This window comes from Lysinibacillus sphaericus, from assembly GCF_002982115.1.
GTDB classification, from domain to species: Bacteria; Bacillota; Bacilli; order Bacillales_A; family Planococcaceae; genus Lysinibacillus; species Lysinibacillus sphaericus.
Genome location: NZ_CP019980.1, coordinates 2,056,217 through 2,081,437, shown reverse-complemented (window position 1 = coordinate 2,081,437; position 25,221 = coordinate 2,056,217). Strand labels below are relative to the sequence as shown.

27 protein-coding genes are annotated in these 25,221 nt (G+C 33.9%); 7 read left to right on the top strand and 20 right to left on the bottom strand.

What is annotated here, in order from left to right; genetic code table 11:
* Positions 1 to 95: 95 nt before the first annotated feature.
* Positions 96 to 869 carry a class I SAM-dependent methyltransferase gene (locus LS41612_RS10450; RefSeq protein WP_024364909.1) on the bottom strand — a complete coding sequence of 258 codons (774 nt, stop codon included), beginning with the start codon at positions 867 to 869 and terminating at the stop codon, positions 96 to 98.
* Positions 870 to 1,000: 131 nt separating this feature from the next.
* Between LS41612_RS10450 and LS41612_RS10445 the strand changes: the two genes are divergently transcribed.
* On the top strand, positions 1,001 to 1,648 hold the full coding sequence (locus tag LS41612_RS10445; RefSeq protein ID WP_024364910.1) for a pentapeptide repeat-containing protein: 648 nt from the start codon (positions 1,001 to 1,003) through the stop codon (positions 1,646 to 1,648).
* Positions 1,649 to 1,961: 313 nt separating this feature from the next.
* On the opposite strand, the gene LS41612_RS10440 is transcribed toward LS41612_RS10445, so the two are convergent.
* The 4 genes from LS41612_RS10440 to LS41612_RS23310 all read right to left on the bottom strand — a co-directional run bounded on the left by LS41612_RS10440 (position 1,962) and on the right by LS41612_RS23310 (position 5,060).
* Positions 1,962 to 2,486: a GNAT family N-acetyltransferase gene (locus tag LS41612_RS10440; RefSeq protein WP_024364911.1), complete on the bottom strand. Its 525-nt coding sequence runs from the start codon at positions 2,484 to 2,486 to the stop codon at positions 1,962 to 1,964.
* Positions 2,487 to 2,647: 161 nt separating this feature from the next.
* The gene (locus LS41612_RS10435; protein ID WP_024364912.1) at positions 2,648 to 2,998 is read right to left on the bottom strand and encodes a hypothetical protein; all 351 of its coding nucleotides are present in this window, start codon (positions 2,996 to 2,998) and stop codon (positions 2,648 to 2,650) included.
* 631 nt (positions 2,999 to 3,629) lie between these two features.
* On the bottom strand, positions 3,630 to 4,433 hold the full coding sequence (locus LS41612_RS10425) for a hypothetical protein (RefSeq protein ID WP_024364914.1): 804 nt from the start codon (positions 4,431 to 4,433) through the stop codon (positions 3,630 to 3,632).
* A 465-nt stretch (positions 4,434 to 4,898) separates the two neighbouring features.
* On the bottom strand, positions 4,899 to 5,060 hold the full coding sequence (locus LS41612_RS23310; RefSeq protein ID WP_162832729.1) for a hypothetical protein: 162 nt from the start codon (positions 5,058 to 5,060) through the stop codon (positions 4,899 to 4,901).
* A gap of 555 nt (positions 5,061 to 5,615) precedes the next feature.
* Between LS41612_RS23310 and LS41612_RS10420 the strand changes: the two genes are divergently transcribed.
* Positions 5,616 to 6,152: an HXXEE domain-containing protein gene (locus LS41612_RS10420; RefSeq protein WP_024364915.1), complete on the top strand. Its 537-nt coding sequence runs from the start codon at positions 5,616 to 5,618 to the stop codon at positions 6,150 to 6,152.
* Between the two features lie 55 nt (positions 6,153 to 6,207).
* Here LS41612_RS10420 and LS41612_RS10415 read toward each other — a convergent pair whose 3' ends face one another.
* Positions 6,208 to 6,516, bottom strand: coding sequence for a hypothetical protein (locus tag LS41612_RS10415; RefSeq protein WP_024364916.1), 309 nt, complete (start codon positions 6,514 to 6,516; stop codon positions 6,208 to 6,210).
* Between the two features lie 497 nt (positions 6,517 to 7,013).
* Positions 7,014 to 7,430, bottom strand: a complete 417-nt coding sequence (locus LS41612_RS10410; RefSeq protein WP_024364917.1) for a phage holin family protein — start codon at positions 7,428 to 7,430, stop codon at positions 7,014 to 7,016.
* 695 nt (positions 7,431 to 8,125) lie between these two features.
* Between LS41612_RS10410 and LS41612_RS23765 the strand changes: the two genes are divergently transcribed.
* Together LS41612_RS23765 and LS41612_RS10400 are read left to right on the top strand one after the other, a co-directional pair.
* Positions 8,126 to 8,284: a YjcZ family sporulation protein gene (locus LS41612_RS23765; RefSeq protein WP_080653413.1), complete on the top strand. Its 159-nt coding sequence runs from the start codon at positions 8,126 to 8,128 to the stop codon at positions 8,282 to 8,284.
* Positions 8,285 to 8,539: 255 nt separating this feature from the next.
* On the top strand, positions 8,540 to 8,716 hold the full coding sequence (locus LS41612_RS10400; RefSeq protein ID WP_024364918.1) for a hypothetical protein: 177 nt from the start codon (positions 8,540 to 8,542) through the stop codon (positions 8,714 to 8,716).
* Between the two features lie 178 nt (positions 8,717 to 8,894).
* On the opposite strand, the gene LS41612_RS10395 is transcribed toward LS41612_RS10400, so the two are convergent.
* The 4 genes from LS41612_RS10395 to LS41612_RS10380 form a co-directional block, all read right to left on the bottom strand.
* Complete coding sequence (locus LS41612_RS10395) at positions 8,895 to 9,644, bottom strand: polysaccharide deacetylase family protein (RefSeq protein WP_024364919.1); 750 nt, start codon at positions 9,642 to 9,644, stop codon at positions 8,895 to 8,897.
* Positions 9,645 to 9,928: 284 nt separating this feature from the next.
* Positions 9,929 to 10,549, bottom strand: coding sequence for an NAD(P)-dependent oxidoreductase (locus LS41612_RS10390; protein WP_024364920.1), 621 nt, complete (start codon positions 10,547 to 10,549; stop codon positions 9,929 to 9,931).
* Positions 10,550 to 10,646: 97 nt separating this feature from the next.
* A complete protein-coding gene (locus LS41612_RS10385) occupies positions 10,647 to 11,306 on the bottom strand; it encodes a hypothetical protein (RefSeq protein ID WP_024364921.1) in 660 nt (219 codons plus the stop codon).
* Between the two features lie 153 nt (positions 11,307 to 11,459).
* Complete coding sequence (locus LS41612_RS10380; RefSeq protein ID WP_024364922.1) at positions 11,460 to 11,852, bottom strand: hypothetical protein; 393 nt, start codon at positions 11,850 to 11,852, stop codon at positions 11,460 to 11,462.
* A 319-nt stretch (positions 11,853 to 12,171) separates the two neighbouring features.
* Between LS41612_RS10380 and LS41612_RS23305 the strand changes: the two genes are divergently transcribed.
* Positions 12,172 to 12,618, top strand: coding sequence for a hypothetical protein (locus LS41612_RS23305; RefSeq protein ID WP_024364923.1), 447 nt, complete (start codon positions 12,172 to 12,174; stop codon positions 12,616 to 12,618).
* A 163-nt stretch (positions 12,619 to 12,781) separates the two neighbouring features.
* Here LS41612_RS23305 and LS41612_RS10370 read toward each other — a convergent pair whose 3' ends face one another.
* Positions 12,782 to 13,084 (bottom strand): hypothetical protein, encoded by a 303-nt coding sequence (locus LS41612_RS10370; RefSeq protein ID WP_024364924.1) that lies wholly within the window; start codon positions 13,082 to 13,084, stop codon positions 12,782 to 12,784.
* A gap of 649 nt (positions 13,085 to 13,733) precedes the next feature.
* Between LS41612_RS10370 and LS41612_RS10365 the strand changes: the two genes are divergently transcribed.
* Entirely contained in the window at positions 13,734 to 14,021 is a 288-nt protein-coding gene (locus LS41612_RS10365; RefSeq protein WP_024364925.1) for a hypothetical protein, read from the top strand.
* Between the two features lie 336 nt (positions 14,022 to 14,357).
* Entirely contained in the window at positions 14,358 to 15,707 is a 1,350-nt protein-coding gene (locus tag LS41612_RS10360; RefSeq protein WP_105928905.1) for an IS1182 family transposase, read from the top strand.
* Between the two features lie 167 nt (positions 15,708 to 15,874).
* On the opposite strand, the gene LS41612_RS10355 is transcribed toward LS41612_RS10360, so the two are convergent.
* The 8 genes from LS41612_RS10355 to LS41612_RS10320 all read right to left on the bottom strand — a co-directional run bounded on the left by LS41612_RS10355 (position 15,875) and on the right by LS41612_RS10320 (position 25,107).
* Positions 15,875 to 16,075, bottom strand: a complete 201-nt coding sequence (locus LS41612_RS10355) for a cold-shock protein (RefSeq protein ID WP_024360941.1) — start codon at positions 16,073 to 16,075, stop codon at positions 15,875 to 15,877.
* A 285-nt stretch (positions 16,076 to 16,360) separates the two neighbouring features.
* A complete protein-coding gene (locus tag LS41612_RS10350) occupies positions 16,361 to 16,936 on the bottom strand; it encodes a DNA-3-methyladenine glycosylase I (RefSeq protein WP_029747063.1) in 576 nt (191 codons plus the stop codon).
* Positions 16,937 to 17,171: 235 nt separating this feature from the next.
* Positions 17,172 to 17,363 (bottom strand): hypothetical protein, encoded by a 192-nt coding sequence (locus tag LS41612_RS10345; protein WP_024360943.1) that lies wholly within the window; start codon positions 17,361 to 17,363, stop codon positions 17,172 to 17,174.
* Between the two features lie 573 nt (positions 17,364 to 17,936).
* Positions 17,937 to 19,511: a right-handed parallel beta-helix repeat-containing protein gene (locus LS41612_RS10340; protein WP_024360944.1), complete on the bottom strand. Its 1,575-nt coding sequence runs from the start codon at positions 19,509 to 19,511 to the stop codon at positions 17,937 to 17,939.
* A 290-nt stretch (positions 19,512 to 19,801) separates the two neighbouring features.
* A complete protein-coding gene (locus LS41612_RS10335) occupies positions 19,802 to 21,484 on the bottom strand; it encodes a methyl-accepting chemotaxis protein (RefSeq protein WP_024360945.1) in 1,683 nt (560 codons plus the stop codon).
* A 557-nt stretch (positions 21,485 to 22,041) separates the two neighbouring features.
* The gene (locus LS41612_RS10330) at positions 22,042 to 23,595 is read right to left on the bottom strand and encodes a YndJ family protein (protein WP_024360946.1); all 1,554 of its coding nucleotides are present in this window, start codon (positions 23,593 to 23,595) and stop codon (positions 22,042 to 22,044) included.
* Complete coding sequence (locus LS41612_RS10325) at positions 23,564 to 24,175, bottom strand: DUF4166 domain-containing protein (protein ID WP_024360947.1); 612 nt, start codon at positions 24,173 to 24,175, stop codon at positions 23,564 to 23,566. Before LS41612_RS10325 ends, LS41612_RS10330 begins: the two co-directional genes overlap by 32 nt.
* Positions 24,172 to 25,107, bottom strand: a complete 936-nt coding sequence (locus LS41612_RS10320) for a DoxX-like family protein (RefSeq protein ID WP_024360948.1) — start codon at positions 25,105 to 25,107, stop codon at positions 24,172 to 24,174. Before LS41612_RS10320 ends, LS41612_RS10325 begins: the two co-directional genes overlap by 4 nt.
* Between the last annotated feature and the right edge of the window lie 114 nt (positions 25,108 to 25,221).

Genomic DNA, 25,221 nt, shown 5'->3' with positions numbered 1-25,221 from the left:
AAACCATTATTTCAAAAATATACGTTTGAAAAGTCAAAAAGTTTCATATTTAGTATAAAAATTTATGTTAGTGTGCTTGCATTGGGAACTGCATTTTACACTTTACGAGCAGTCAAAATCGGTTGATAATAACCTGTATTTTCAGGGAAATGCCATTCAATATTGACGAAACCAATCATACGTAGTACTTTGTTAATTTCTTCCCGTAACAGTGCCCTGTATTGCGTACTATTATGTTTTGTTTTCCATTCACCGTTAATTTCTCTCATAATAAATTGTTTTACTGTATACGTTTTTCCATCTTCTGCCCAATCATAGACTTGAAAAGTCATTCTCTTTCCTTCGTCCAAAACATTTGGATGTGTTGTAATTATTTTCTCTATAACCATCGCATCGTAATCTCTTATCGTAACTAAAAGTAAACCGTTATGATGAAGCTTTTCATACATATTTTGACAAGCTTTGTGCAAATCTTTATCTGTTAGTAAATGCGGTATTGCATTATCCGCCGATAGCACAATATCAAATAAGCCTGATACATATGTATTGAGCTCGCGAAAATCTGCTACTCCAAAGTTTATTTTTACTCCATAACGGGCTGCTTCTTTTTCAGCTCTCTTTACAGATACAGCACTAATGTCAGTAGCGGTTACATGAAATCCATAATTCGCCAAACCAATCGCTTGTGTACCAATGCCACATGAACAATCTAATAAAGAAACCTGCTGCATCGAAGATAAGTTTAACTTCGATTGGATAATTTTATATAGAATTTCACTTTGCCGAGCAATGGCTAAATGCCAATCAACAAATATTAGATGATAATCTTCTGCAAGTTCATCATAAAATTTTAATACCGAATCTTCCAATGTTAATTCCCCCAATCGGTCCTTTGTAACACAAACTGCTATGTCCATACTATGAAGAAAAAATAAAGTCTTATAAAAGCATGAATTTTTTATTATTCTATATACATCATTACATTGAGAGGTGTGATAAAGTGGCAAAAGTATTTAAAATTGAATCACCTAAATTGCCTTTAGCATTAGAAAAAGTAAATATTCAAGATATTTTTTATGAAGAAGATCCGTACTTATCCAATTGTGTTATCGCCAATACGGTCATTGACAATATAGCTATTGATAGACTTATTTTATCAAAAGTACTCTTTAAAAATGTTAGATTCATAGATGTATCTTTTAGAAAAATTGATTTGACTGATGTAATTTTTGAAAACTGTGATTTATCAAATGCCAGCTTTAGGGAAGGCTTAATTCACAGAGTTACATTCGACAATTGTAAAGTATTAGGATTGAATTTAGCAGAAGCTCATGTAGGAAATGTTTCGTTTGACAATTGCATTGCAAATCTATGTGATTTTACAGAGACTCGTTTAAAACAGGTCATTTTTAATCATTCATCGCTACAAAGCGCCAACTATTTTGAATGCAAATTTAATAAAGTCATTTTTAATGAGTGTGATATTAACGATGTGGATTTTTCTCAAACATCTTTAAAAGGTATTGATATTAGCTCATGTCGATATGAAAGGTTGAATGTTACTTTGGAAAGTATAAAAGGTTGCGAAGTATCTTCTGAACAAGCTGTTGGATTTGCATCATTACTAGGTTTAAAAGTTAAATCGTAGCTCACTACAGGATTAAAACTGTTAGGAAACAATAACTCCCATACTTGCGCAATAACTCTTTTGTATGGAGGGGCTTACCATAAATAGTCGGTGAGCAACACTATAAGTATTTTATTTTCAATAAATCTACAGTTCGCACAAAAACAGCACTGCACATTTTAGACGATGACATTTGTTCAAAACATCTTTCGGGGTTTATACTTGTTACTATTCCATGTTTCAAATTATTTAGTAAATAAAGTTTCCACTATATTTCACTATTTATTTCGATGATATTCAATATTGTTCTTTACTTCTTTACTTCTTTACTTCTTTACTTAATGAAAGAATAAACATTAGTGTCATAAGGCATATTATTTTGATGCATAAAGTTTCTTAAAACCCCTTCTTTTTCAAAACCCAATGCTTCCAATAGCTTATTCGAAGCTTCATTTTCCGTAAAGACAATGGCTCCTATGCGCACCAAATTCATCTCTTGAATACCATAGGAAATAACTTTACCCACAGCTTCCTTTGCAAAGCCTTGCCCCCAACTATTAGGGAAAAGTGCATAACTGATATCCGCTTTTTTATGCTCAACAGACCAATCTTGAAAACCAATTGTACCGATAATTTCTTCTTGTCCTTGCACGGATATTCCCCATTTAATGCCACGTTTTTCTTTGAAATTAGTAGAAAAATTTTGGATAATCTGTTTCACTTGCTCTAAGCTCGTTAACGGCTTCTGCCCATAATGACGTAAAACGTCTGGATTTGAAAAACAACTTAATATTGCTTGCGCATCATTTTCTGTCAGTTCTCTTAGCACTAAACGCTCGGTATGTAATATTGGAAACATGCTTTTCCCTCTACTTTCAAAATCGTATTTTTACCATTCTATAACAATAGCACATTATTTACATTACTTATTCTGCGTAGTACTCTAATTTATTTAAAAAGCAGCCATTTAGTATCAATACACTTAATGGCTGCACATCTATATGTTTAGAACCTGTTAACTTAGCTTTCATTACGATTAAAATCCTTTTTAATAAATACAACTATTCTGTTGTATTTATTGATACTGATCGGCTTCACCACCAATAATAAGAACAACGCCATAATACAAACAACCATGGCGGTATACATTATAGTTTGCATAATATAATAATATGTCAAATACGGAGGTGCATACCAATATATCCAACCACTTGATAACATGATCAAAAGCCACCCTGGCAATATTTGCACAAGGAAGTCCCTGCTTTTTTCTTTCATATACATTACCGATTTTTTGAAAACAAGAGACATTATTTTCAAATAAACGAAGCCAATTAAAGCACTCAATAAAATATTAAAAAGAGAATTCATAAGAAATCCTCCTTCTATAATTTTTACATCTTCATTATTATGGTATGCCATGATATTTTTATTTGATAATTATTAAACTGTTCTAGACTATATTGAAAAGCACCTCACTTTAAAGTGAGATGCCTCCTAATTTATTGGGTACTTCTTCCGCTAATTTCAAAAATCTAGCAAGTTTTTTTGTTTTCTAATTCTTCCATAGAAACTAAATGGTTATATATCATTAAACTTCAAAAACTTCTTTTGACTATGCTTTATTTGCTATCATACTCCTTTTTAATTTTTATTAGGATTTTGTTATATATAGATATGCTAATATTTTTAACGACCAACAATAAGAATAACGATACAATGCAAACACCCATTGCTACATACATTATCGTTTGCATTATATAATAAGGATAAAATGGTAGTGTGTAATAAAATATACAACCGCTTGATATCATAACCATTAGCCAGCCAGGAAGTCTTTGTGCAAGAAAGTCCGTACTTTTTCTATTCATATACATTACCGATTTTTTAAAAATAAACGATATTAATTTAATATAAACGAATACTATTAAAGCGCCCAATAGAATTTCAAGGAAAGTATTCAAAACAATCACCTTATATGGTTACTTAGTTTTATTTTTAATTATGGTATAGCATTATATTTTTCCTTTGCTTTAAGGCATAAATTAACATAAGTAAATACAATAAGAATTGTTCCAAAAACAGGTATACTTTTTCCTAGGCTTTTAAATATCTTTTTAATTAATTCCCATGATAATAGATTACCACCCTTAACAGCATCCCAGACTGCTGTTGCAACGCCACCTAAGCCGCCTAATAGAAGACTTCTTTCTTGATCAACTATATTATTAGCTGCTGCTTTAAAATCTCTATACTGCCATTGTTGCTTCGTTGTCGTTTTAGACATCGTACCAAAAATAGCATAGGCATTATTATTATTAGGTGATTCCTCCCAACGAATAGCCGCAATATAAGAACCGCCAGATGCCCCCTTTGAGGCAGTCAATGTTTTTAATTTAGGATTAATATTATTATAAGATTGTTGTTGGAAAGTACTATTAGTATTATATTGAGGATTATTTTTGTTTATTTTCACTTCCACACTATTCAGATTAGTAAGTTCTTTAATCATTATTTCTTCTGTTGTTTCCATTATCCTAATAACTTTCTCATCTATTAATTCTTTCTCGTTATTAGGTGAAATATTAAATATTTTTTGGGTAATTTCATCCGTTCCATCAGGTTTACTGATTACATCTTCAACGTACTCAAAAATATTTCCTGCTTCATCTTTTAATTGAAAAGCTGAATGATTACCATTATCATAAAGCAACGTAAAGCTATTATATTTCGAAGCTAGCGTTAAATTATTTTCGTAACTTGCAATTGTCAATAATGTTGGAGATGCAACAGTAGAAAATACCAAAATTACTACTAACGCAACAAATAAATTTTTTCATACTAATCCTCCTATAAACATTAAATTTTAATCTGTTTATCAGTTTTCAGAGTATTAAAATTATTTATAACCGAACATTATCATAGTATTTTTATTAATGGGTATCTAATACTACCCACCTCATTAAGATTTGGACACGTATTCTCCTATGTCTCACTAGATCTAGTTAAAATTTATTTTAACAATTACGGTTAGCATTTCAATATTCAAGCTAAAAATCAGGGTTATTTAACTATTATTTTGAAGATAATTCAAAATAAATATATTTACTGAATTATTAATTCTTATACAAACTTTGTAGCAATTTGCTAAAATCTTATTTTATTTGATATGTAATGGCGAATAAGAAATTTTTTTGATTGGTATGTAACGAGGTATACAGGTTTTTACGATTTGTTTCAACTAAAAAGCACCCCCTGTGAGGTGCTTTTTTTATTGCGGTACTTCTTCTAATAATTTTTCAAAATCTAATAGATACCCGCCAAGTTTTGCTTTTTCTAACTCTTCTATATATTCTTCTTTTCGTTCGGTTAGTCTGTCTTCAAGTGTGTTTTGATAGGCTGGAAATAGATTGTAATCTACTGGTTTCCCCATAAGTTCACCTCTTATATTATATTTTTTATTATTATAAGATATATTGATAATTTCTGACAATTGAAAACAACAAATTTGATTAAAAAGATCGACAATGTCACATGTAGATAGACTTATCCTTGCGCATACTCACTATACTATTTCCCTATGCATTACAATGCACTTTGAATTTCTTGCATAAATTAGAAACATTTTTCTTAATCAACATTTCGTATTTGTCGAAAGAGCAGTATTTTACAAAAAGTTAACTATCACTCACGATTATTCAAAAAGTAATTAACTAAATAATCCATAATTGGTATAATACTTATAATCATAGAAACACACGTAACTTTATAAATAATAAAGTATTTATTTTTTATCTAGTTTGCAGGCTAATAGCTAGTTATCATAACTATTTCATCATAGTAATAGTAGTGTAAAGCAAATTTAGCTTTGCACCTCCTGATTTGTTGGTTAGGGTCACTCTGGTCCAGTGACCCTTTAATCATTTTTCCATTCCAATCTACAATCTTTATACATGACCAAATATAAACGAAAGCAAGTGAGGTCAATATGGCATTCTGGTTAAATGTTCAAACATTAATCTGGTTATTTCCTATTCTTTTCATTATCCACGATTTTGAAGAGATTATATTAGTAGAAAAATGGTTACATACGAATCGAAATAAGATTTATAAACGGTTGCCTCCCAAAATAGCTGACCGAATTGTGAAGCAGTTTTCTATGACGACAGCTCAATTTGCAGCAGCAGTTATTGTTATTTTTTTATTTGTCAGTGCAGCTACTGTTTCAGCTATTTACTATCTCTATAATGGTACTAGTTGGAGTTTATACTTTTTTATAGCCGTTTCATTAGTATTTTTTATTCATGCGTTTACGCATATTGGGCAGACAATTATATTCCGCTCTATTGCTCCTGGAACTATTACATCGGTTATTATAATTATTCCATACAGCATTGTTTTATATAGATCATTATGGATGGAGCAAATTGTTACGTGGAAAATGATTTTGATATCCTTACCTTTTGGTGTGCTCTTTTTTCCTATAGTGTTAATAGCTCATTGGATTGGCAAAAAGTTTATATAATTTACAAAGTTTCAATAAACCTATTTTATTTTCCAGTTCACTGAAACAGGGTTATTTATTTTACATATTTCAAATGCTTTTTTACAAATGCCACAATGTATTGTACTTCCTCTTCGGTCATATTCAATAAACTACTAACTCTACGTAATTTTGCTGGGGACTTTAATTGTTCTCTTACTTTATCAATAAACATGTATTTGCACTTCCGTGGATTTACAGTATCCCTAACTTGTTTATAACGTAAGTAAGCATATCGAGCGAAGGCGTTCAACATTTCTCGCTCGTATCCCTCTCGTTCTAAGTTCATAACAGCCGCTTCTACCTCTTCGGTTTCAAAAATCCAGGAGCCATCGGTTAATTGCATACTACCACCTCTTTCCAAATAAACTTGGTAAAGCTTGTTGAAGGCAACGTTCTCTTTATCACATCCATTTATGCTTCAATATTCCTTCAACGCCATTCTTTCGAGATGTGTTATCCTTCAACACGTTCTTCCCCTCATTATTAAATGCAAAATAAAAAGCCCCACCTAGTTAGATGTGACTCTTTTATTATTTTTATGAAAAACAGCTACCATTTTGTGCTGCGTTAAAAGATCAATTAAACGTTTCATTTTTATGACCTGCTACCTCTATGAGATTATTCCTTTCGACTAACAATCCCCGCACCATATGCTATAATCCACAGATACAAGGTCTTCAGCAGTCTTATCCAAAGGCAGCGTGTGGTAGAAAATCTATTTTGATAGGCAAATGGCCTTGTGTCTATTTTCTTGCCATTACTGTGTGGGAATTGTTTAATGTAATATCCTTATAAGACATTAAAAAGTATCCATTAAGTCACGAGACTTTTAACTACAATCTACTGCTCATCATCCTTTTTATCATCATTATCCTTTTTCAACTGTGCAAAAGCATTTGCTAAAAACTTTGGAACACGAATGCCCAACTTACCTAAGTTTTCGATTATACTTATACCTTCCATCCCAATTAAAAACAAAATCATGGCGTTACGCATAAAGTTGCCGCTTTCTGTCGCATTGTCCAACTGAACTGCTGCGATAACCATTAAAATCATGGCTGTCTTTTTCAGAAGACCTTTAAACGTTTTACGAGAATCTATATCTTTGATGATCCAACCAACCATTACACCTAATGTTAAGTCGATTGCCATTAATATTGTTAAAGATGTCACCAATTCATCCACACCGCCAATTAGATATACGATTAATGCGGTCATACCTCCTATAAGTGAAGACCAAAATGTATTTGTTTCCATATCATCACCTACTTTCCTCTATATTAGCCCCCCACACAGGTGATAGCTGAAGGCATAAAAAAACTACTTTATTTTTCATAAAGTACTTTTTGGATTTCTTCAATCCCTGCCTTCATTTCTAGCATATTCAATTCCTAGACCTATGGAGGTTAACAAAAATACAGAAAGAACTAACTTTTCGTAAATTAATCTCCCTCAAGCTTCTAACCAGTACCTATCATTCGTTGTACTTTTTGGCACATCCATATGCTTTCTACAATGATCTAAAGTGGGCTAAGACATTAGGGGAAACATAAAATTGTCTATGCTTTTTCGCAAATATTGGGTTTGTTTAAAATGAATTACAAGTGTTTAAGCTACTATGTATTTTGAACAGAAAGAACATTTAAAGACCGTGATAAAATTGTAGTGGGAGTAACTCCTTATACATATTAGCCAAAATTAATGTAGTGAATTAGAATTGCTATACTGCAGTTTAAAAAGTATGTTATAATGCTTTTACTGACAAACCAAACAGGTAACCAATTCAAAGCTGTAGCGTTTTTATACGCTGCAGCTTTTTGTAATGAAAAACTTTACACATTTTTTTATAAAAAACATTTCTAAAACAGATGGGCTTGAATTGGGATAAATACCCCTCCGCATTTCAACAGGGAACATATTATAAATTGAAGGAAGGAAAGGAGGTATGTTTCATGGGATACTACGGAAATGTAGGAAGCTGGAACAATAATTATTGTGGTGGATATAACTACGGCGGTGACTATTACTATGGTGGCGGCAATGGCTCTACGTTTACGCTTATTGTTGTACTCTTTATTCTCTTAATTATTGTCGGTACTGCTTTCTTATAAAAAATGTTATACAAAGCAATGGCATGCATGATGCCAGCTTTACACTCCTATTAACCCCTTTGGGTCACTTCCCCCAAGTGACCCATTTTTTCATGCTTAAAAAAGAGAAAGTACTTGGATTTCCTACTGTGTTTCGCCTTTCTATACAAAAATTTACTTCATTGGAGTAAGTTTGGACAAGTATAGTATTGCGCATATTCGCAAATAGTATAAATGGTGTGATGACACCAAATTAACTACGATGGAGGGATTTTGATGAATTCAATTCGAGAAGGTTTAATCCCAACTATTTTAGGTTCTGCTGTTACGGCTGCTGGATATGCATTAAAGCAAAAAAGCGGTTCTAACAAAATGATTGCCCATACAGTCTTTGGATTTGGTTTAGCACATATTGTGTTAGGTGCAATTGACCTTGTAGAACATCGTCGTTAGAAATGGGAGGGCACACTATTGTGCTCTTCTTTTTTATTTGATGTCGTACTTATTCGCTTGATTTGAATGCTATTGATGATGGTCAGGCTCAAATAATAACTAGCGGAATACGCTAAAAAACCTCGATAAGTGCCCCTTAATTTGCACTTATCGAAGTTATTTTAACCTAAGCAGCCTATTATTTCTTATTGTTTTCCATTTTATTCGTTGCTTTTTGCACTTCAAGTAATTCCGAAACCGTGACAAATTTATATCCCTGCTTTTCCAGTTCAGGTAAAATTTTTTCGAGCGCTTTAACCGTTTGACCTCGATCTCCGCCCCCATCATGAAAAAGAACAATATTGCCTTCCTTAGCCCCTTTCAACACAGTGTTGACAATTTTATTAACACCAGGGCTTTTCCAGTCCATTGTATCTTGGTGCCAAGACCACATCACTACTTTGTATCCTTCTTTTGCAACTGCATCAATCATCCCGTCTGTATATTGCCCTTCCACTGGACGGAATAAAGTTGGAGAATATCCACTAATACCGTAAATTGTTTCATGTGTTTGTTTAATTTCCTTCAATAGATTAGGGATAGTCGTTCTTAAAGGATGTGTATATGTGTGAATGGCTAATTCATGGCCTTCTTCATACATTCTTTGAATAACTGCTGGGTTTTTTTCTGCATTTTCACCGACTATAAAAAATGTGGATTTTGCATTGTACTTGTCTAGAACATCTAATATTTCAGGTGTATATTTTTTATGAGGGCCATCGTCAAAGGTCAATGCAATTATTTTTTCATTTGTTTTTATTTCCCATAATATTTGCCCTGCCTCTTCATAATATTTTCTTCCTTTATCAGCAGAGAAACGTTCACTTACAAAAAAAATGGAGGCCGCTAAAATACAAAAAGGCACAATATATAGCATTAATTTCTTCAACAACTTCACTTCCCAAAAAAATTATTTAGTACTTTATTATTTGTGGAAATGATTAAAAAATGCTTTTAAATTTGAATTATTAACTGCCATATGAAGTATAAATAAACAAGTTATGTGCCACAATAAAATTTAAGCCATGAATCTCCCTAATTATTCATTTGCTGTAGCAAACTGTTGCTACAGCTTTTTTTATTAAAATGACGTAAAGCTGTAGATCCTTCGATGACGGAAAAACACACTCATTTTAACTAACATCGTTAAAATAAGTGTGTGCAAATAATCTATTAATAGGCGATTCCTACTCGAGACTTCACGTATTCAGAACATTGAATTTGTTGGTAAGTAAATTGTGCAGTGTCTGCCACAGATATTTCATTTCCACCTTCTGGAAGGAAATCTCGCTCTACGCGATATTTACCTGTATAACGTCCATCTGGTAAATATGTAGGACAAACGATTGTCCAATCCATAGTTGATTGCGCTAATAATTTAAAGGCATTGTGATGTTCTTGTGCTGCAAACGTTGACTTTCGTTTTGATTCACTGGATTGATATCGAAGTAAATTAGGCGTTAGACGACTTTGTAAAATTCCAGCTGTCCCGACTGTTATAATTCGGTTCACTTTTTTACTTGCCATTGCATCGAGAATGAGTGGTAAACTTGCTGTTAACGTGTTTGACCCATCCGTATTTAATGCGCTAATAACGACATCTACATCTGCCATAACTGATATGAGGTCGTTTTTATTTAAGACATTACCTAGTTTAACTTGTAAATTCTCATTCGCTATTATCATTTTACTTGGTGTACGTACTAATGCGATTACTTGATGACCATCGTTTAGTGCAAGGGAAACGATATGACTGCCTACACGGCCAGTTGCACCTAAAACTAAAATATTCAGGAAAATCACCTCTTTCTTTGCGATTATATCATAGATTAGATTAATTTTTGATGCATGCTAAAAGGACACATCTCCTACGAGAGTGCCCTTATATTTTTTATTCTATATGAGACGTTGCAATAGCCTGAGCTAATGTAGTACCGCCATCTATGTTTTCATAACTATATTGACCTAAAGGTAAACCCCAAATTTCCACAAAATCCCCTTCAAGGAATTCTGTTGATTGATAGCCAATGGCATAAATCGCATTAAAGTCCATATCTTCAATTAAAATAAGTGACACTGGTGTACCATCCTCTAATGTATCTTCCTCTATTTGGATGATATCGCCTGCAAAGGTAACCATTTTCTCTAGATACGGTTTAATATTTTTATTTAAATGCTTGGAAGTGATTTTATCATCCGCAAGCTTTTTTGTTTTTTGAATTGCTTCTTTCGATAAAGCCGGGAATAAATCTGCATTCGTTGAAATAAAATTATATGATTGCTTTTCTAATGTTAGTTGATCTTCTGTGAAAAATGGTACATCTTCTAAATAGTTTCTTGCATAATTAACGACTGGAGCAGCTGCTTCTTTCTCAGTCTGATCGTTTTTAACTTCTTCTTTTTCTTCTGATTCCTTATCTGCTGAAGCTTCTTCCTTCTTTGCTTCGTTACTTGGGATAGGAGTGCTACCTCCTTTGCTAACTTCACTACCACATGCGGCTGCCATAATTGCTACTAACGACAGTACAGCCATGATTAAAAACTTCTTCATCACTAAATCCTCCCAATTCTTCTTTTAACATACTAAATATACCAATAAAGAGGAGTACATACTATAATAATTTTCCAATAATTTTCATCTTTTTGTAGTTATTACTAACTATTTATTTTCTTCTAATGGACTAGGATTCATGTACAAAAATCGTCAATTTCGATCAGTAAGCTGGACATCCACAATAAACAAATTAAAGTTATTCTTTTTTGCAATGTTATTTACTATTTTTTGGATTTTGCTCTCCGTTCGGTTATCGATTTTCTCTAAATTATGTAAACTTATTGTGATAATTTGATTGTCCGATGAGTCGATTAAATATTCAATCGTGCTATCTGGATGATAGCCTTCATCCCTTAGCGCTATAATTATTTTTTTTGTTAATTGCGTGCGTTGTAACTTTTGCGCTATTTCTTCAGATGCATATTGAGAAGAATTATTTTGAGTTAATTTCACAGATGTAGTCGGCTGGTATTTCAAATAAATTGTTACAAATATAAGTAATGCCATCACTATACAAATACCTTTTATAAAACTTTTATGCATTTTCTCCTGCTCTCCTTTTTTCACAAAAAATACGTTTTTGGGCACTGACGCATCACTGGAAAGAGCTTCTTTGTCGCAAAAGGAAAGGAAGGCAACACCGTTATGCTCTTTGACCTTCTTTTTCTTTACTCAAATCTTATTTCTTTCTATCATTTGTATCCAATAGGTATACATACAGGTTTGTTTTTTCAAAATGATTTTAATTTTTAACTCTATTAAGGGACATATTACCAAGTCAATATCATTTCAATTCATAGATTATAAATGTAAGGCTAGCGCGCGCATTACACAAACAAACTAACAAAAGGGAGATTTCAAAATGACAGATAATAGATATTGTAAACATATGAATTGGAATCATTACAAAAAAGATACATGTGATAAACAAGAAGATCAATATTATTGCGAAGTCGAAAAAAAATGCAAACATGATCATAAAGGAAAATCTTGTTGCCGAAAACATGAAGACTGGAAACACAATTATTGTGCTTGTGAAGAAAAATCTTGTTGGAAAGATGACAGAGATGAGGACAAAGACGATCATCACCACTGTGAAGGCTGTATTTGTCATTTATTACGAAGATTTGAATTAGGAACTACAGTAGATCTTTATTTATCAAGTGGCGGTAGCTTCCTTGGTGTTATTTTCTTAAAATTAGATACGTGTAATTGTTGTGCTTATTTTGTTGAAGCTGGAGCAGCAAATGCACCTATTATTGTCGACTGCAAAAAAATTGACGCACTTAGACGAATTGCAACTGTGTAAACAAACCTAAGCTTTATAAAAGAATCTGCTTGCTATTTACGGATGACTTTCAATATACGTGAATACCGTCTGCTGCGACTTCCAAAATTCTCCGAAATAGTCAAGCAGGTTTTTTTACTACGAAGGATGGTGGACTGTTACAAGCTATTCTTATACAAACTAATTATCCATTAACAATTACTTTTACTACTGGTTCGATCTTTCCTTTCGATACATCTCCTACATAGTCCACATCAATAATGACTGCTCGAGGCTCAAATCGTTGAATACTATCAATGATACGTGCGGTATTACGTTTCTTTGCAAAATGAAAAGGGACTTCAAGCTCTTTTTTTCTGTCCCGTCCTCTCTTATCCGGGTAAGACATAACAAATGTAGATAAAATATATGCTACATTTTGCAATATTTCATCGATGCCTGTAGCACCATAATCTATATTGCTCTTAGCGGTAACTTGATGTGTCATCCTATCAACCTTTCTTTCAAAGAACTTTCATTTACAGTAAACAATGAGTAGTGTCATTAATCGTAAAAGTAACACTTAGTTATGTATGCTAAAACTGCGAAGGATATGTTAAAACTAATCATCCGCAGCCTTATGTACAACTTCTTAAATCTCTTTATCTTGTCATCACATAATAAAGTACATATAGCCAACTAAAGCATCCGTGAATAATTGCCCATAGTATAGAATGATGGACACTCCAAGATATTGTAATGGCTAGAACTGAACCAAATCCTATTCCATTTTTAACTACAGTTTTCTTTTCCATTTTCCGTCCTTCCCCCTTCGTTTTCTTTGTGTATACTACACGATGATCTTTGATGATAATCCCTCCTGAATCTTTAATTTTTTTCCTTAACTGGATATGTACTTAAATCATATCATTATATGTTTAAAAAAAGCTGAACATCATAGAAAGCTTTTATCATTCAATAATTTCTCTTCCCTATTCTTGATTGCCATATTACTGGCTATATTTTTTATTACCCCATTGTTAATTTTTTTACACGTTCTTTTTATTAGCGATGTCACACTACAGCATGCTTTACTTTCTGCCATTGATTATGATTTAAAAGTCATGGTCATAATTAAGGAAAGGAAGTGATTTAAGTTGAAACTGTTCATCATCTTATCGAGCATCGTTGTCCCTGCTATCATGCTATTGCTACAATACAAAAGTGACCGTGCTCGCCTGCTATGGAATGTTTTGGCTGTGCTAGCGCTGATAATTTTTGGTAGTATTGCATCCACATCAATTTATCAAATTATTAAAGATGGTGCAGTATTTATGACAACCATCCATGCCGTTTTTTTAAATCCATTATTTTTAGTTGTTGGGGCTTATCTAGGTGTATTCATGATATACAGATTAATGCTTTTAACATGGAACGAAAAATAACAATTGTATAGGATGATTATTTTAAATAAAGAAAAAAAAGAAGCATTCTTAAAGAATGCTTCTTTCAGACTGTAGACAAACTCGAAAAATTTCGAGTTTGCCTACAGTCTTTTTTCATTTTAAGATAAAAATAGATGTCTACTCCTGTTGATTTCCGCTACGTTCGGGCGCTTTCCGCGGGCACATCGTAAGCCGCAACCCTCGCTAACGCGCGGTCTGTTGCGTCTTACGTACTGTGCGTTCCCGCAGGAGTCGCCCGCCCTTCGCTCCAATCAACTTGATATGAATTGCTATCAATCAACTATAAATAAAATAATCTATTTGAGGTGATGGAAAATGATGTCGAAAAATCAAATCAATGAACGTGAACAATTAGAAATACTGACAATTGACCAATTGGTGCCACAAGACCATTTAGTCCGAAAACTAGAGGCAGCGATTGATTTTTCGTTTATCTATCCATTAGTGGAAAACCTCTATTCATCTTTAGGGCGTCCAAGTATTGACCCTGTTGTTCTCTTTAAAATGACCTTTATTCAATATGTTTTCGGTATTCGCTCAATGCGTCAAACTATTAAAGAAATTGAAACGAACATGGCCTATCGTTGGTTTTTAGGATTTGGCTTCCATACAGAAGTTCCACACTTCTCTACCTTCGGTAAAAATTATGCGCGACGGTTTCAAGACACAGATGTGTTTGAACAAATTTTCTATCGTATTCTAAAAGAAATTATGAAGAAGGGTCTCCTGCATGCAGACCATGTATTTATTGATTCCACGCATGTAAAGGCAAGCGCTAATAAGCGAAAGTATGATAAAAAAGTCGTTCGAAAAGAAACACGTGCTTATGAAGAGAAACTTCAACTGGAATTAAATATTGATCGTGAGGAACACGGAAAAAAACCCTTCCCTCCAGAGAGATTTGAAAAAGACGAATGGAAAGAAATCAAGGAAAGTACGACAGACCCAGAGAGTGGTTATTATGTTAAGGATGAACGGACTAAGCAGTTTGCGTATTCATTTCATGCAGCGACAGATGAAAAAGGTTTTGTATTAGGTACGATTGTGACTCCAGGAAATGTGCACGATAGCTATGTATTGCAGCCACTTGTTGAAAAAATCATTAAAAAAGTGAAAAAGCCATTAGCGATTGCTGCGGATGCTGCTTATAAAACACCTGCCATCACTAACTTTTTATTAGAGAATCAAATGTTACCTGTTCTCCCTTATACACGTCCTAAAACAAAGGATGGTTTCTTTCGAAAGCATGAATACGTGTACGATGAGTACTATAATTGTTATCTTTGCCCACAAGGGCAGGTATTGAAATATACGACAACCACAAAGGAAGGGTATCGCCAATATAAATCGAATCCAACGATTTGTGCTAATTGCCCCTTGCTATCACAATGTACAGAAAGCAAGAATCATCAAAAACTTATTCAACGTCATATCTGGGAAACATATATGGAAGAAGCTGAACATTTACGCCATTCATATGCTATTAAACAAATTTATGCAAAGCGCAAAGAAACGATTGAACGTGTCTTTGCAGATGCAAAAGAAAAGCATGGTATGCGATGGACAACCTTAAGGGGTCTTAAAAAATTGTCCATGCAGGCGATGCTTACTTTTGCTGCCATGAACTTGAAAAAGCTTGCTACTTGGACATGGCAAGCTGCTTAAGGAGAATAGATATGCTCAAAGAGTATGGTCAACTCGGCAGTGAAATCTAATTATTTACTATAAAAAATGACAAAAGGCATCAAGGTTAAAACTTCTTGATGCCTTTTGTCGACAATCTGAAAGAAGCATTCTTAAAGAATGCTTCTTTTTACAAAACGATCGTTCAATTATAGTTTAACGATGTTTTTAGCTTGTGGTCCGCGGTTACCGTCTTCCACTTCAAATTCAACTTTTTGACCTTCGTCAAGTGATTTGAAACCTTCGCCTTGGATTGCTGAGAAGTGAGCGAATACGTCTGCTTCACCTTCAACTTCGATAAATCCAAAACCTTTTTCTGCGTTAAACCATTTTACTGTACCTTGTTTCATAAATAAAACCTCCAAAAAATAAATTAATAAACAATTTCTTCAAAAAAAAATTCACCTATTATAAAAAGTACCGAAAAACACGATTACTTTTTGTAATAGGTGAATTCAATATTTTAAATCAAGAAATCTTATTATTAATTCCATTATATATGAGAACATCCTAATTGTCTAGTGAAATCGTATATTTAAAATATTGCAATAGTATTACTAGAACATATTAGTTTAGTTACTTATTTTTCACGTCCATCATTTCTTCTATTATTCCCCTTGTTATAGGCTATAAATTTAAGATTGTTCTAACGATTGCTCTTGTCGACAACTACAATCTACAATATGATCATTGACCATGCCGACTGCCTGCATAAATGAATAACAAATCGTGCTACCCACAAATTTAAAACCATCTTTTTTAAGCTGTTTGCTCATTCGATCACTTAGTTCAGTTGTTACTGGTACATCAGCAATCGTTTCCCAGTTATTCACAATAGGGTGATTGTCTACAAATGACCATATGTACTGTGAAAAAGAACCATGCTGTTGTTGGATACGTAAAAAGGCTTGTGCATTCGTTACGACACTTGCTATTTTAAGCTTGTTGCGCACGATACGTGTATCCTCTTTTAGTTCAGCCAACTTCTCTTCGGTATAGGACACGATTTTAGCAGCATTAAATTGGTCAAAGGCCTCTCGGTAACCTTCTCTCTTTTGTAAAATTGTCCACCAGCTCAGACCTGCTTGTGCCCCCTCTAGACAAATCATTTCAAATAAGTGCTGATCGTCATAAATCGGCACACCCCATTCCTTATCATGATAATCTACATATAATGGCTCGTCTAACTTTACCCACTCACATCTTTTCATTATTACAACCTCCTTCTTTATCTTTTATACGTTTAGAATAGTTCTAAGTTTCATTTTTTGTTTTATATAGTAAAAAATCACAGTTATTTTGTCCACAACAAAAAACTGTGATTTCTTCTTTATTTACATATATTGTGATGTAAGCCTTATCATTTTGACTCACATGATTTTAATAATTTGTTCTATGCATAATATCAAGACACATCGTTTATCGCTTTGACAAAATCCCTTGACATTAATTTAAATATGTATTGTTTGACGTATTTCGTTCGCGCTCATCTATTACTAGATGGATAATAAATGCTAGCTGTTGTTCAATTAACAGATTATTTTGATGAAATATATCAGCTATTGCAATTTTTTGGCTATCTGCTAATTCAACTTTCTTTAGCATCATCATAATTTCTTCTTTCGAAAGCCCAAACATCTTTTCTCACCCCATTTCCAAATTCAAAAACATTTCATTATTCCAAAAACATTATCCAAAGGTCTAGTACTACAGACAGACAATATTATTAATGAACCATTTTTACTAATTATAGGATATAACCTACAAATTAAGCAATCTAAAAACTAAATTTTCTAACAATATTTTCTTCTAAAAAAACAAACATTGTTATTTTGGATATAATATTACAAATATTTTAAATTTACTTCCGAATAAATTCCAAGTTTTCTCACCATAATGTATCGCGCACAAAAAAGTGGGCAATTTTCTTACAAATCAATACTTCTTATGTCGAATTCTATGAATCTTTGTCCATATTTTGCATGAAAAATTCGTCCTCTTCAAGTATTTTATCTCGTAAAGGTCTTTCATCTTACACACTTAAGACACTTTTATAGCATAGTAAAAAATGGAATATATATGGTATTGAACGTTCCAACCCTACTGTTTATACCCCTTTTCTTATAATTGAAACCTCCGTGTTTACCATTTGACTTGTAACAGACATAAAAAAAGTAATTTCAAAAGTTTGAAACTACTCTTTTTCTTTTTTCAATCTTCAACATTGCTTCCGTTACATGTACTTAATTTATCGACAATTCGTTGTGTTTTTTTACTCGTTGGTTGTTGTAAGTCTATATGAATAATTCTTGAAGAGTCATCTTTTTGACACCTCCCCGCTTGCATTGGTCCCCGAATATATAATTGGCTCTGTTCCTGAACAACTGCCGCTGTTTTAACATTGGATAAGGTGCTATTGACGAGTTCAAGAAGCGATTGATTGGTCATTGCCAAAAAAGTTCGCTCGGTGTCGTTGATTGCACAATTTTGGATGCGCCCCATTGACTTATCAGACCAAAAAATAGAATAAGGACTTTGTTTACATTGCGAGAATTGACTGTCTACTACTTCAACAATGGCATCAATACACGTAATTCCATTACCAACTATATGGTTAAAGGTACATTTGTTGGCAAAAAGACGCGCATTATTAATATATATATGATGACTTTCTACTTCCTGTATGCGTGAATTTTTTACTGTGATTTTGGCATGATCATTTCCATAAATTCCACCTGTTTGCCCAAACTGTATGATACATTGATCGAGAACAAGACCACTTGCATCAACAATTACGTGAAATTGTGTATGATGATGAATTGTACATTCTGTCATCATGACATCGGCTTCATTGAAAATAGTGATACCTGTTGTGCTGCCATTTGTCACCTGGCATTTTCGAATCTCGGCTTTACTATTCTCTATAAACAGCTGTGGTTTTTTATGACCGGATAACTGACAATCATAGATATCAGCCTTTGATTTTTCACCTATATACAGTCCATTGCCATTACTTTTCGCAATGCGACTATCAGACGCTACAAGTTCGCTTTCATGGACAACGACATTAGTTTCAGCATGGTGCTTGATTTCACATTGATTGATTGTTAATTTTGAACCACTAAATACTTGGATTCCTACGTCTTTTCCTTCGTGAATAAGCGAGTTGACTAAAGAAATTGTACTGGATGCTGCAACAATTTGAGTTTTTTCATGCCCATGAATTTCACAATCCTCTATGACCATGTGAACGTTTCGTATGGCAAAAATTCCATTCATCGTGCCCTCTAGCAACATGCACTTCGACAATGAAATTTCACTATTTTGTGCAATGATTTGTGCTTTCGTATGCTGGTGTAATGTCGATTCAATCAGCATAACACTTGAACCATTATCTATCCGAATGCCAAATTGATTAGATGCGCCTGCCAGTATATCAACATTTTTCATCATTAAAGTGCCAAAGTTAACAGTGACTTGGGTACTTACTTGTTGCTTTTCAATGATGCAGTTTTCAAGCTGCAAATCCCCTTTCACATAAATGCCTTGGCCTTGACTAAATCGGATATTACGGATGTCCACATGCGTATGGTAACGAATAAACACGCCACCTTTAATCGTAACATCCCCTTTACCATAGAGCGTTAACCTTTTTGAAATCTCTATACTTTCTTCATAAATACCATCCCGAATTTCTATAGCATCTCCAACTTCAGCGTCTTGCAGCGCCTGATTGATATTTTGATAACGATGCATTATACCTTTTTTTACTACAAGTATTGCCATCCTCATGCCTCCTGTCGTTTACATGTCGTACTTTATTAAGTACTCCATAAATCAGCCTATTCATCCTATTTATATCCCCATTGAACTTACGATTATTCAATTTTAACCAAATAAATGACCATTTCCTCGTTTATCCATTGGAAAATCTATTTTTAAAAGATATTCACCAACAATTACTTATGAACATTAAAAAACCAGCAAGTAAGCGATACATTCGCCTCTTACTGGTTTTGTTTATCGTAATTTGTTGTTTTCTTTCGGTGTTGTATCCAATCGGTTTAATACATTATTTATAATTTAAATTTCCCAATAAGATCATTTAAGTTTTCAGCCATTTCAGCTAGATGACTTGAACTATTTTTTATTTCGTCCATTGAGCTAGCGGTTTGTTCTATCGTTGCTGAAGTTTCTTGAATACCTGCAGCTGACTGCTCAGACACAGCGGCAATTTCATCCACTGATTTATTAATAGTCATCGTATTTTGTACAACTTCTTCTAGCTTTGTTGACATATTGACGATGCTCGATGACATGGAATAGACAGCATTTGCAATTTCACTAAATGTCTCATTCGTCGAAACAATTTGTGTTGTACCTTTTGCAACTTCTCCATATCCTTTTTCGAGAGAGGATGTCACAACGGTTGAATCATCTTGAATTATTTGAATGATACCTGTAATTTCACTAATAGATGAAGATACTTGCTCTGCTAGTTTTCGAACTTCATCTGCTACTACTGCGAATCCTTTGCCATGCTCTCCTGCACGTGCTGCTTCAATTGCTGCATTTAACGCCAGTAAATTTGTTTGCGCTGCAATATCATGAATTACCGCAATAATTTTAGATATTTCCTGTGTTTGTTTATTTAATTCATCTAGTTTTTCAACTGAATCTTTCACAATATAGTCAATTGTCATCATTTGTTGTGTAGAAGCTTCCATACGTCCTTTCCCTTCTTCTGTTAGCTTCATCACAGATTCAGAAAACTGATAGACATCTCTACTACTTTGATTGACATCGGTTACTTTACTTGAAAAATCCATCATACTTGTTGCCACATCAGATGCATTACTCGCTTGCACTTCCGTTCCGTTTGCAATTTCTTCAACTGTATCTACAACTTGCTCTGTCCCCTCTTTTACTTCTGTAGCAGATTGCATCAGTTCCTCACTATGGGCGGCAACCTCATTTGACACCGTTTGAATATGTTTTAATAGATTATTTAAAATTTGGGACATCGTATTTGTTGCTTCGGTTAATTGCCCTATTTCATCTTTTGATGTTACATTTAGTGCAGGTTCACTTAAATCCCCATCTGTAATTTTCTTCATCCGATTGGTAATTAAGATAATAGGCTTCGAAATAATACGAGCGCTGAATATTGCAATAATAATGGCGATCAAGGCAATGCTTATTCCTACAATAATACTTATAGTTTGCTTACGCTCCCCATCAGTAATAAGTGTATCTCCTACAGCATTTATTGATTGTTTCCGTTGTGCTGCTAATGCCTCATATCCCTCACGAATTTCCGTCGCTTTTTCATCCATTGCAGCTAAATTATGTATGGCTAATTCCTTATTTCCTTGATCGTATATTTCAAAAACATCGTTTTGAACATAGCTACTCCATTCTTTTGCCATTTCAGCATACTTGGTAAATTCTGCTGATTCAGCAATAGCTAGACGTATTTTTTCATTGGCAAGCGCTCGTTCTACATTTTCATCATAAATTGTTTTATATTTTTCATTGCCAGATAATACATAGCCCCTTGCTGCAGCAATTCTTAAACCAATGGTAGATGCTAACTCATAATCAGCAATTAATAATTGCAACTCCTCATCCACAATTTGTTCTGTCGCTTGGTTACTTTGTGCGATTTCATAAAAATTGAAACCAATATATAAAACAATAACGGCAACAACAATACTAAATGAAAATACAATCCTTTTGCTAATCGATTTAAAATTCATTTGTCAATTTCTCCTTCTGATTATCAATTTTTTGGCAATCTCCTTCGAGTATTCTATTTCTTCTCTAAAAAATAACAGGCAATCGATAAAAAAATTTCACTGTATTGCTTAATATTAGTAATCTACCATTTTTAAAAAGGTTTAGGATGAAATAATATTTTTTCTTATAATTAGTTGAATAAAACAGAGGTTTCTTTGTGTTTTTTAGCATCCTTTTGATTTTCAACATCATTTTTCCTTCTATTGGATTATGATTTTTACAAAAAAGAAAAATCCATAAATAAGACTTTTTGCTTATTTAGTTTGCTTATTCTAGTTAAAAAATTCAATTTTTTCGGGACTTGAATCTAAAATTCACAAAATGGAGCTAAGGTGATAGTATGTTTTCTCTATACTATTAACATGTAAATTGAATGGTAGAAAACGAAACTAATTATGCAACTGCTCTCAGTAGTAGATAATAGTACTTACAGCAAAAAAGTGTTAAATCGACATTCGTCAATCTAACACTTCTTCTCTTTCTTTAGCTTATTTTTTATTATTGTAGAATAACGGAATTATATTTGTTCTATTTGATAATCTATTCGTAAAAAAGACAATCCAAAAATGCGCATCGTATGTATCGCCGTTAAAGTTGTATCATTTTTCGCCGTAATCGTAAAATGCTCATTCAAAGGTAGTCTCAATATATTTTGTTTGAATGCTAAATAGATACCTGCTTCCCCAGTTTTAGAGCTTGTTATATGTAATTTTCCGTCTTGCTCATATACATATAAAATACCTATCATAGTTGAAAAAGGTAATGGTAAAGCAATATTCATATACGTTGTTTGATTGGTCGTATGTTGTGAGTAAATGGCTACGAATATCGTCTGCTCGTTTATTTTACGAATCCAAGCACGCGGAGCAAGGCGACCATCCTGTCGTTCATCTACTTTCATAATAACGCCATTCATCTCCACTGGTCGACTGGATAGCGGCAAATTAAGCTGTTGCATCCAACGGCTAATGCCTTGATAGATGAATGCAAATGGTTTAAACCAACATCGCCATTGTACCGAAGCATTTAGACGATAATTAGTCGTTTGCTCATAAAAATGTGGGATAATTTGTGGAAGTTTCCTTGTATCTACAAAATCTTGCAGTACATCAACTAAACCGGTATGCGGCTCTTCCAAAGGCTGTAGTTTCCCACGTATACGACTCACCGGAAACGTAAAAGGCTGATGGGAAGATTTTGGGACGTCTATTCCCCACGCGATTACCCCCATCAATCCAAACAACAGACAATTCACTAAACCATGATAGGTTAACATATCGGGAATACTTATAATCGACGTGCCAGTAAAATTGCCAATAGCATAAAGAAAAGATCCTAAAATTGTCAAACATAATGAGCCGTAAGAAATTCGCAATAGTGCTCCCTGTCTCTTAGGCAGAGTTGTTTTCAAGGACAGTGTAAACAAGCAGTAGATGGCAAATATATAAAGTGCCACTGATACAATTTCAATGATTGTGGAAAACGTAATTCCAAGTGCAACTAACAATGGTCCTGTTAGTAAGATTATGACGACTGCATTGTACCATTTGCTTGTATGGAAACGTCCAAATAAACCAATTGATATTGCAAATAGACAAGCTGAATAGTGAAAATGGATTGCAGTTAACCATGTAATTAACGATGAAAATCCTGTATCTATTTCTGCTATAAAGGCAAAGAACCATAGACCTCCAATAAATAAATAGAGGAGTCCAATATCGATAGCGATTTCAGCAATGTTCGTAAAACCTCGCTGTAAAAAGCGCGTCACACCTTGGTATGCAATATAAGCTGTATAGACAACATATAAACCCGCTAAGACAATCGCTAACTCACGATTAATAGAAAAGTGTAAAATCGTTACAACAAGCATCATAGCGATGATAATGATATGACCTATTTTATTGAAAGAAACGACCATTTTTAGCATTGCAGGGACGAATACAAGTTGCGCAAAAGTAAGTAATAGTAAATAATGTGGTTGCATGCTAAACAGATAGCAACACAGCATAAGTACCCAACCTATTAATAACACGGGACTAAAGAGATTTTTGCGTAAATTCCCCAGCATACATCATTAACCTCCCAATAAGCGGATTATAAATCGATACGTGAATTGTAAAAACTTCTCTGTACTCATCATAGCCTTCCTCGACAATAACGCGCCCTTCTAGCTGTTGCGGTATCGCCCATTCTAGTCTAGACATAACAAATCGTTGTGGCCCTGAACGAATAAGTAATTTCCCTTCTCTTGTCACTGAAAACAATAAATCTGAATAAAAAAGAGCTGGTGCGCCTAAGTAATCTTTGACAATTTTTTTAATTGGATCAACCGTCATCCTCGCATCAAAATGCCTTGTCTTGCGATTAAAATAAAAGGAACGTTCCCATATAACCTCCAATTCTCCATTGGGCATTTGTCGACATGTATTACTGATAGTAAAGGGGATATCCTTTCCTGACTCAGGAAATAAAAACCTAAACTTGGCAGCCATCACATAAAAGGGACGCATCCATTTTGCTCCTGATTGTATATCATGCATCACGCCTTGCGCATTAAACGTTTGACCTACTGGCAATGCATAGCGCTGTTGTAGTTTTGGATGGAGTCTTTTAAAGTCCTCCCCTAATAACGTTTGATAGATGGTCAATCTTTTTTCCCTCGCTTTCGTTTACAACTTGCCGCACTCGGTAAATCTTTACTAAGTACAAATCCTATAATGGATAAGACCCATAATGCGCCATTTAATGTGACTGGGTTGAATGGGGCTATTGCAATATCAGTATCTACTAACACAGCACCAAGCGTTAAGAGTGGGAATAACATGATTTGCAGCCCAAAGAGCAACCGCTTCCCTCTAGGTACTAACCAGCAAAGTGCAAATAGCATCTCTGCCACACCAATCCAATAAACGAGTGAAGTTGCATTTGCTACATTGCGGTCATTAGCAGTATTCACCTGTGTCAACGAATGTTCTACCATCATCACTTCCAGAGGATGTTGGAAAAGTACTTTAGGTATTAGTCCATGATACAACCAAACGAAGCAAAATAATGCGCTAATAAGCAGTGTTAGAAAAAAGCGTCGATATTGCGCAGATGGATTTTCTCCCTTCTCTAGCCACCTTTTCAAAACATCAAAACTAAGTGCTGTTGCCCATCCCATTAATGGACGAAATACCAAGTCAAATAGCAAACCTAATTTGCCATAGCGCACTTCATAATCATATTGCGTTAAAAAAGTTAACGCTTGTTTCTTCGGAATATACTTCCAATACCCTTTACCCTCTGCAATTGGTGATATTTTTTGTGGCGTCCCAAAATGCAAAGAAGATATTTTAACGCCATCTTTCGTCAAATGTTCCCCTTTACTTTCTCCCCACCCACTCACTGTTACACCAGGCATCACTTTTGTTTCATAAGTAAAGCGTTGCAGTTCTGAAAGCTCTTCTTTTTCTTTATATGTAATGGATGTAAAGCGTAAATCCCACTGTTCATGCAACTTTGGGTTTTGCGTATAATGCCAAGCATCCTTAATCGGTGCTTGTATATCAATTTCAACGTAAATCGGCTTTTTCTTCATCCTACTCTCTCCTCGAAATATAAATTTCAAACAATGATTGTAAGTTGGAAACTTCTTAGTTAATTTTACTATAATTAACATTGTAATAGTGCAATAACGATGAAGTTGATGTCA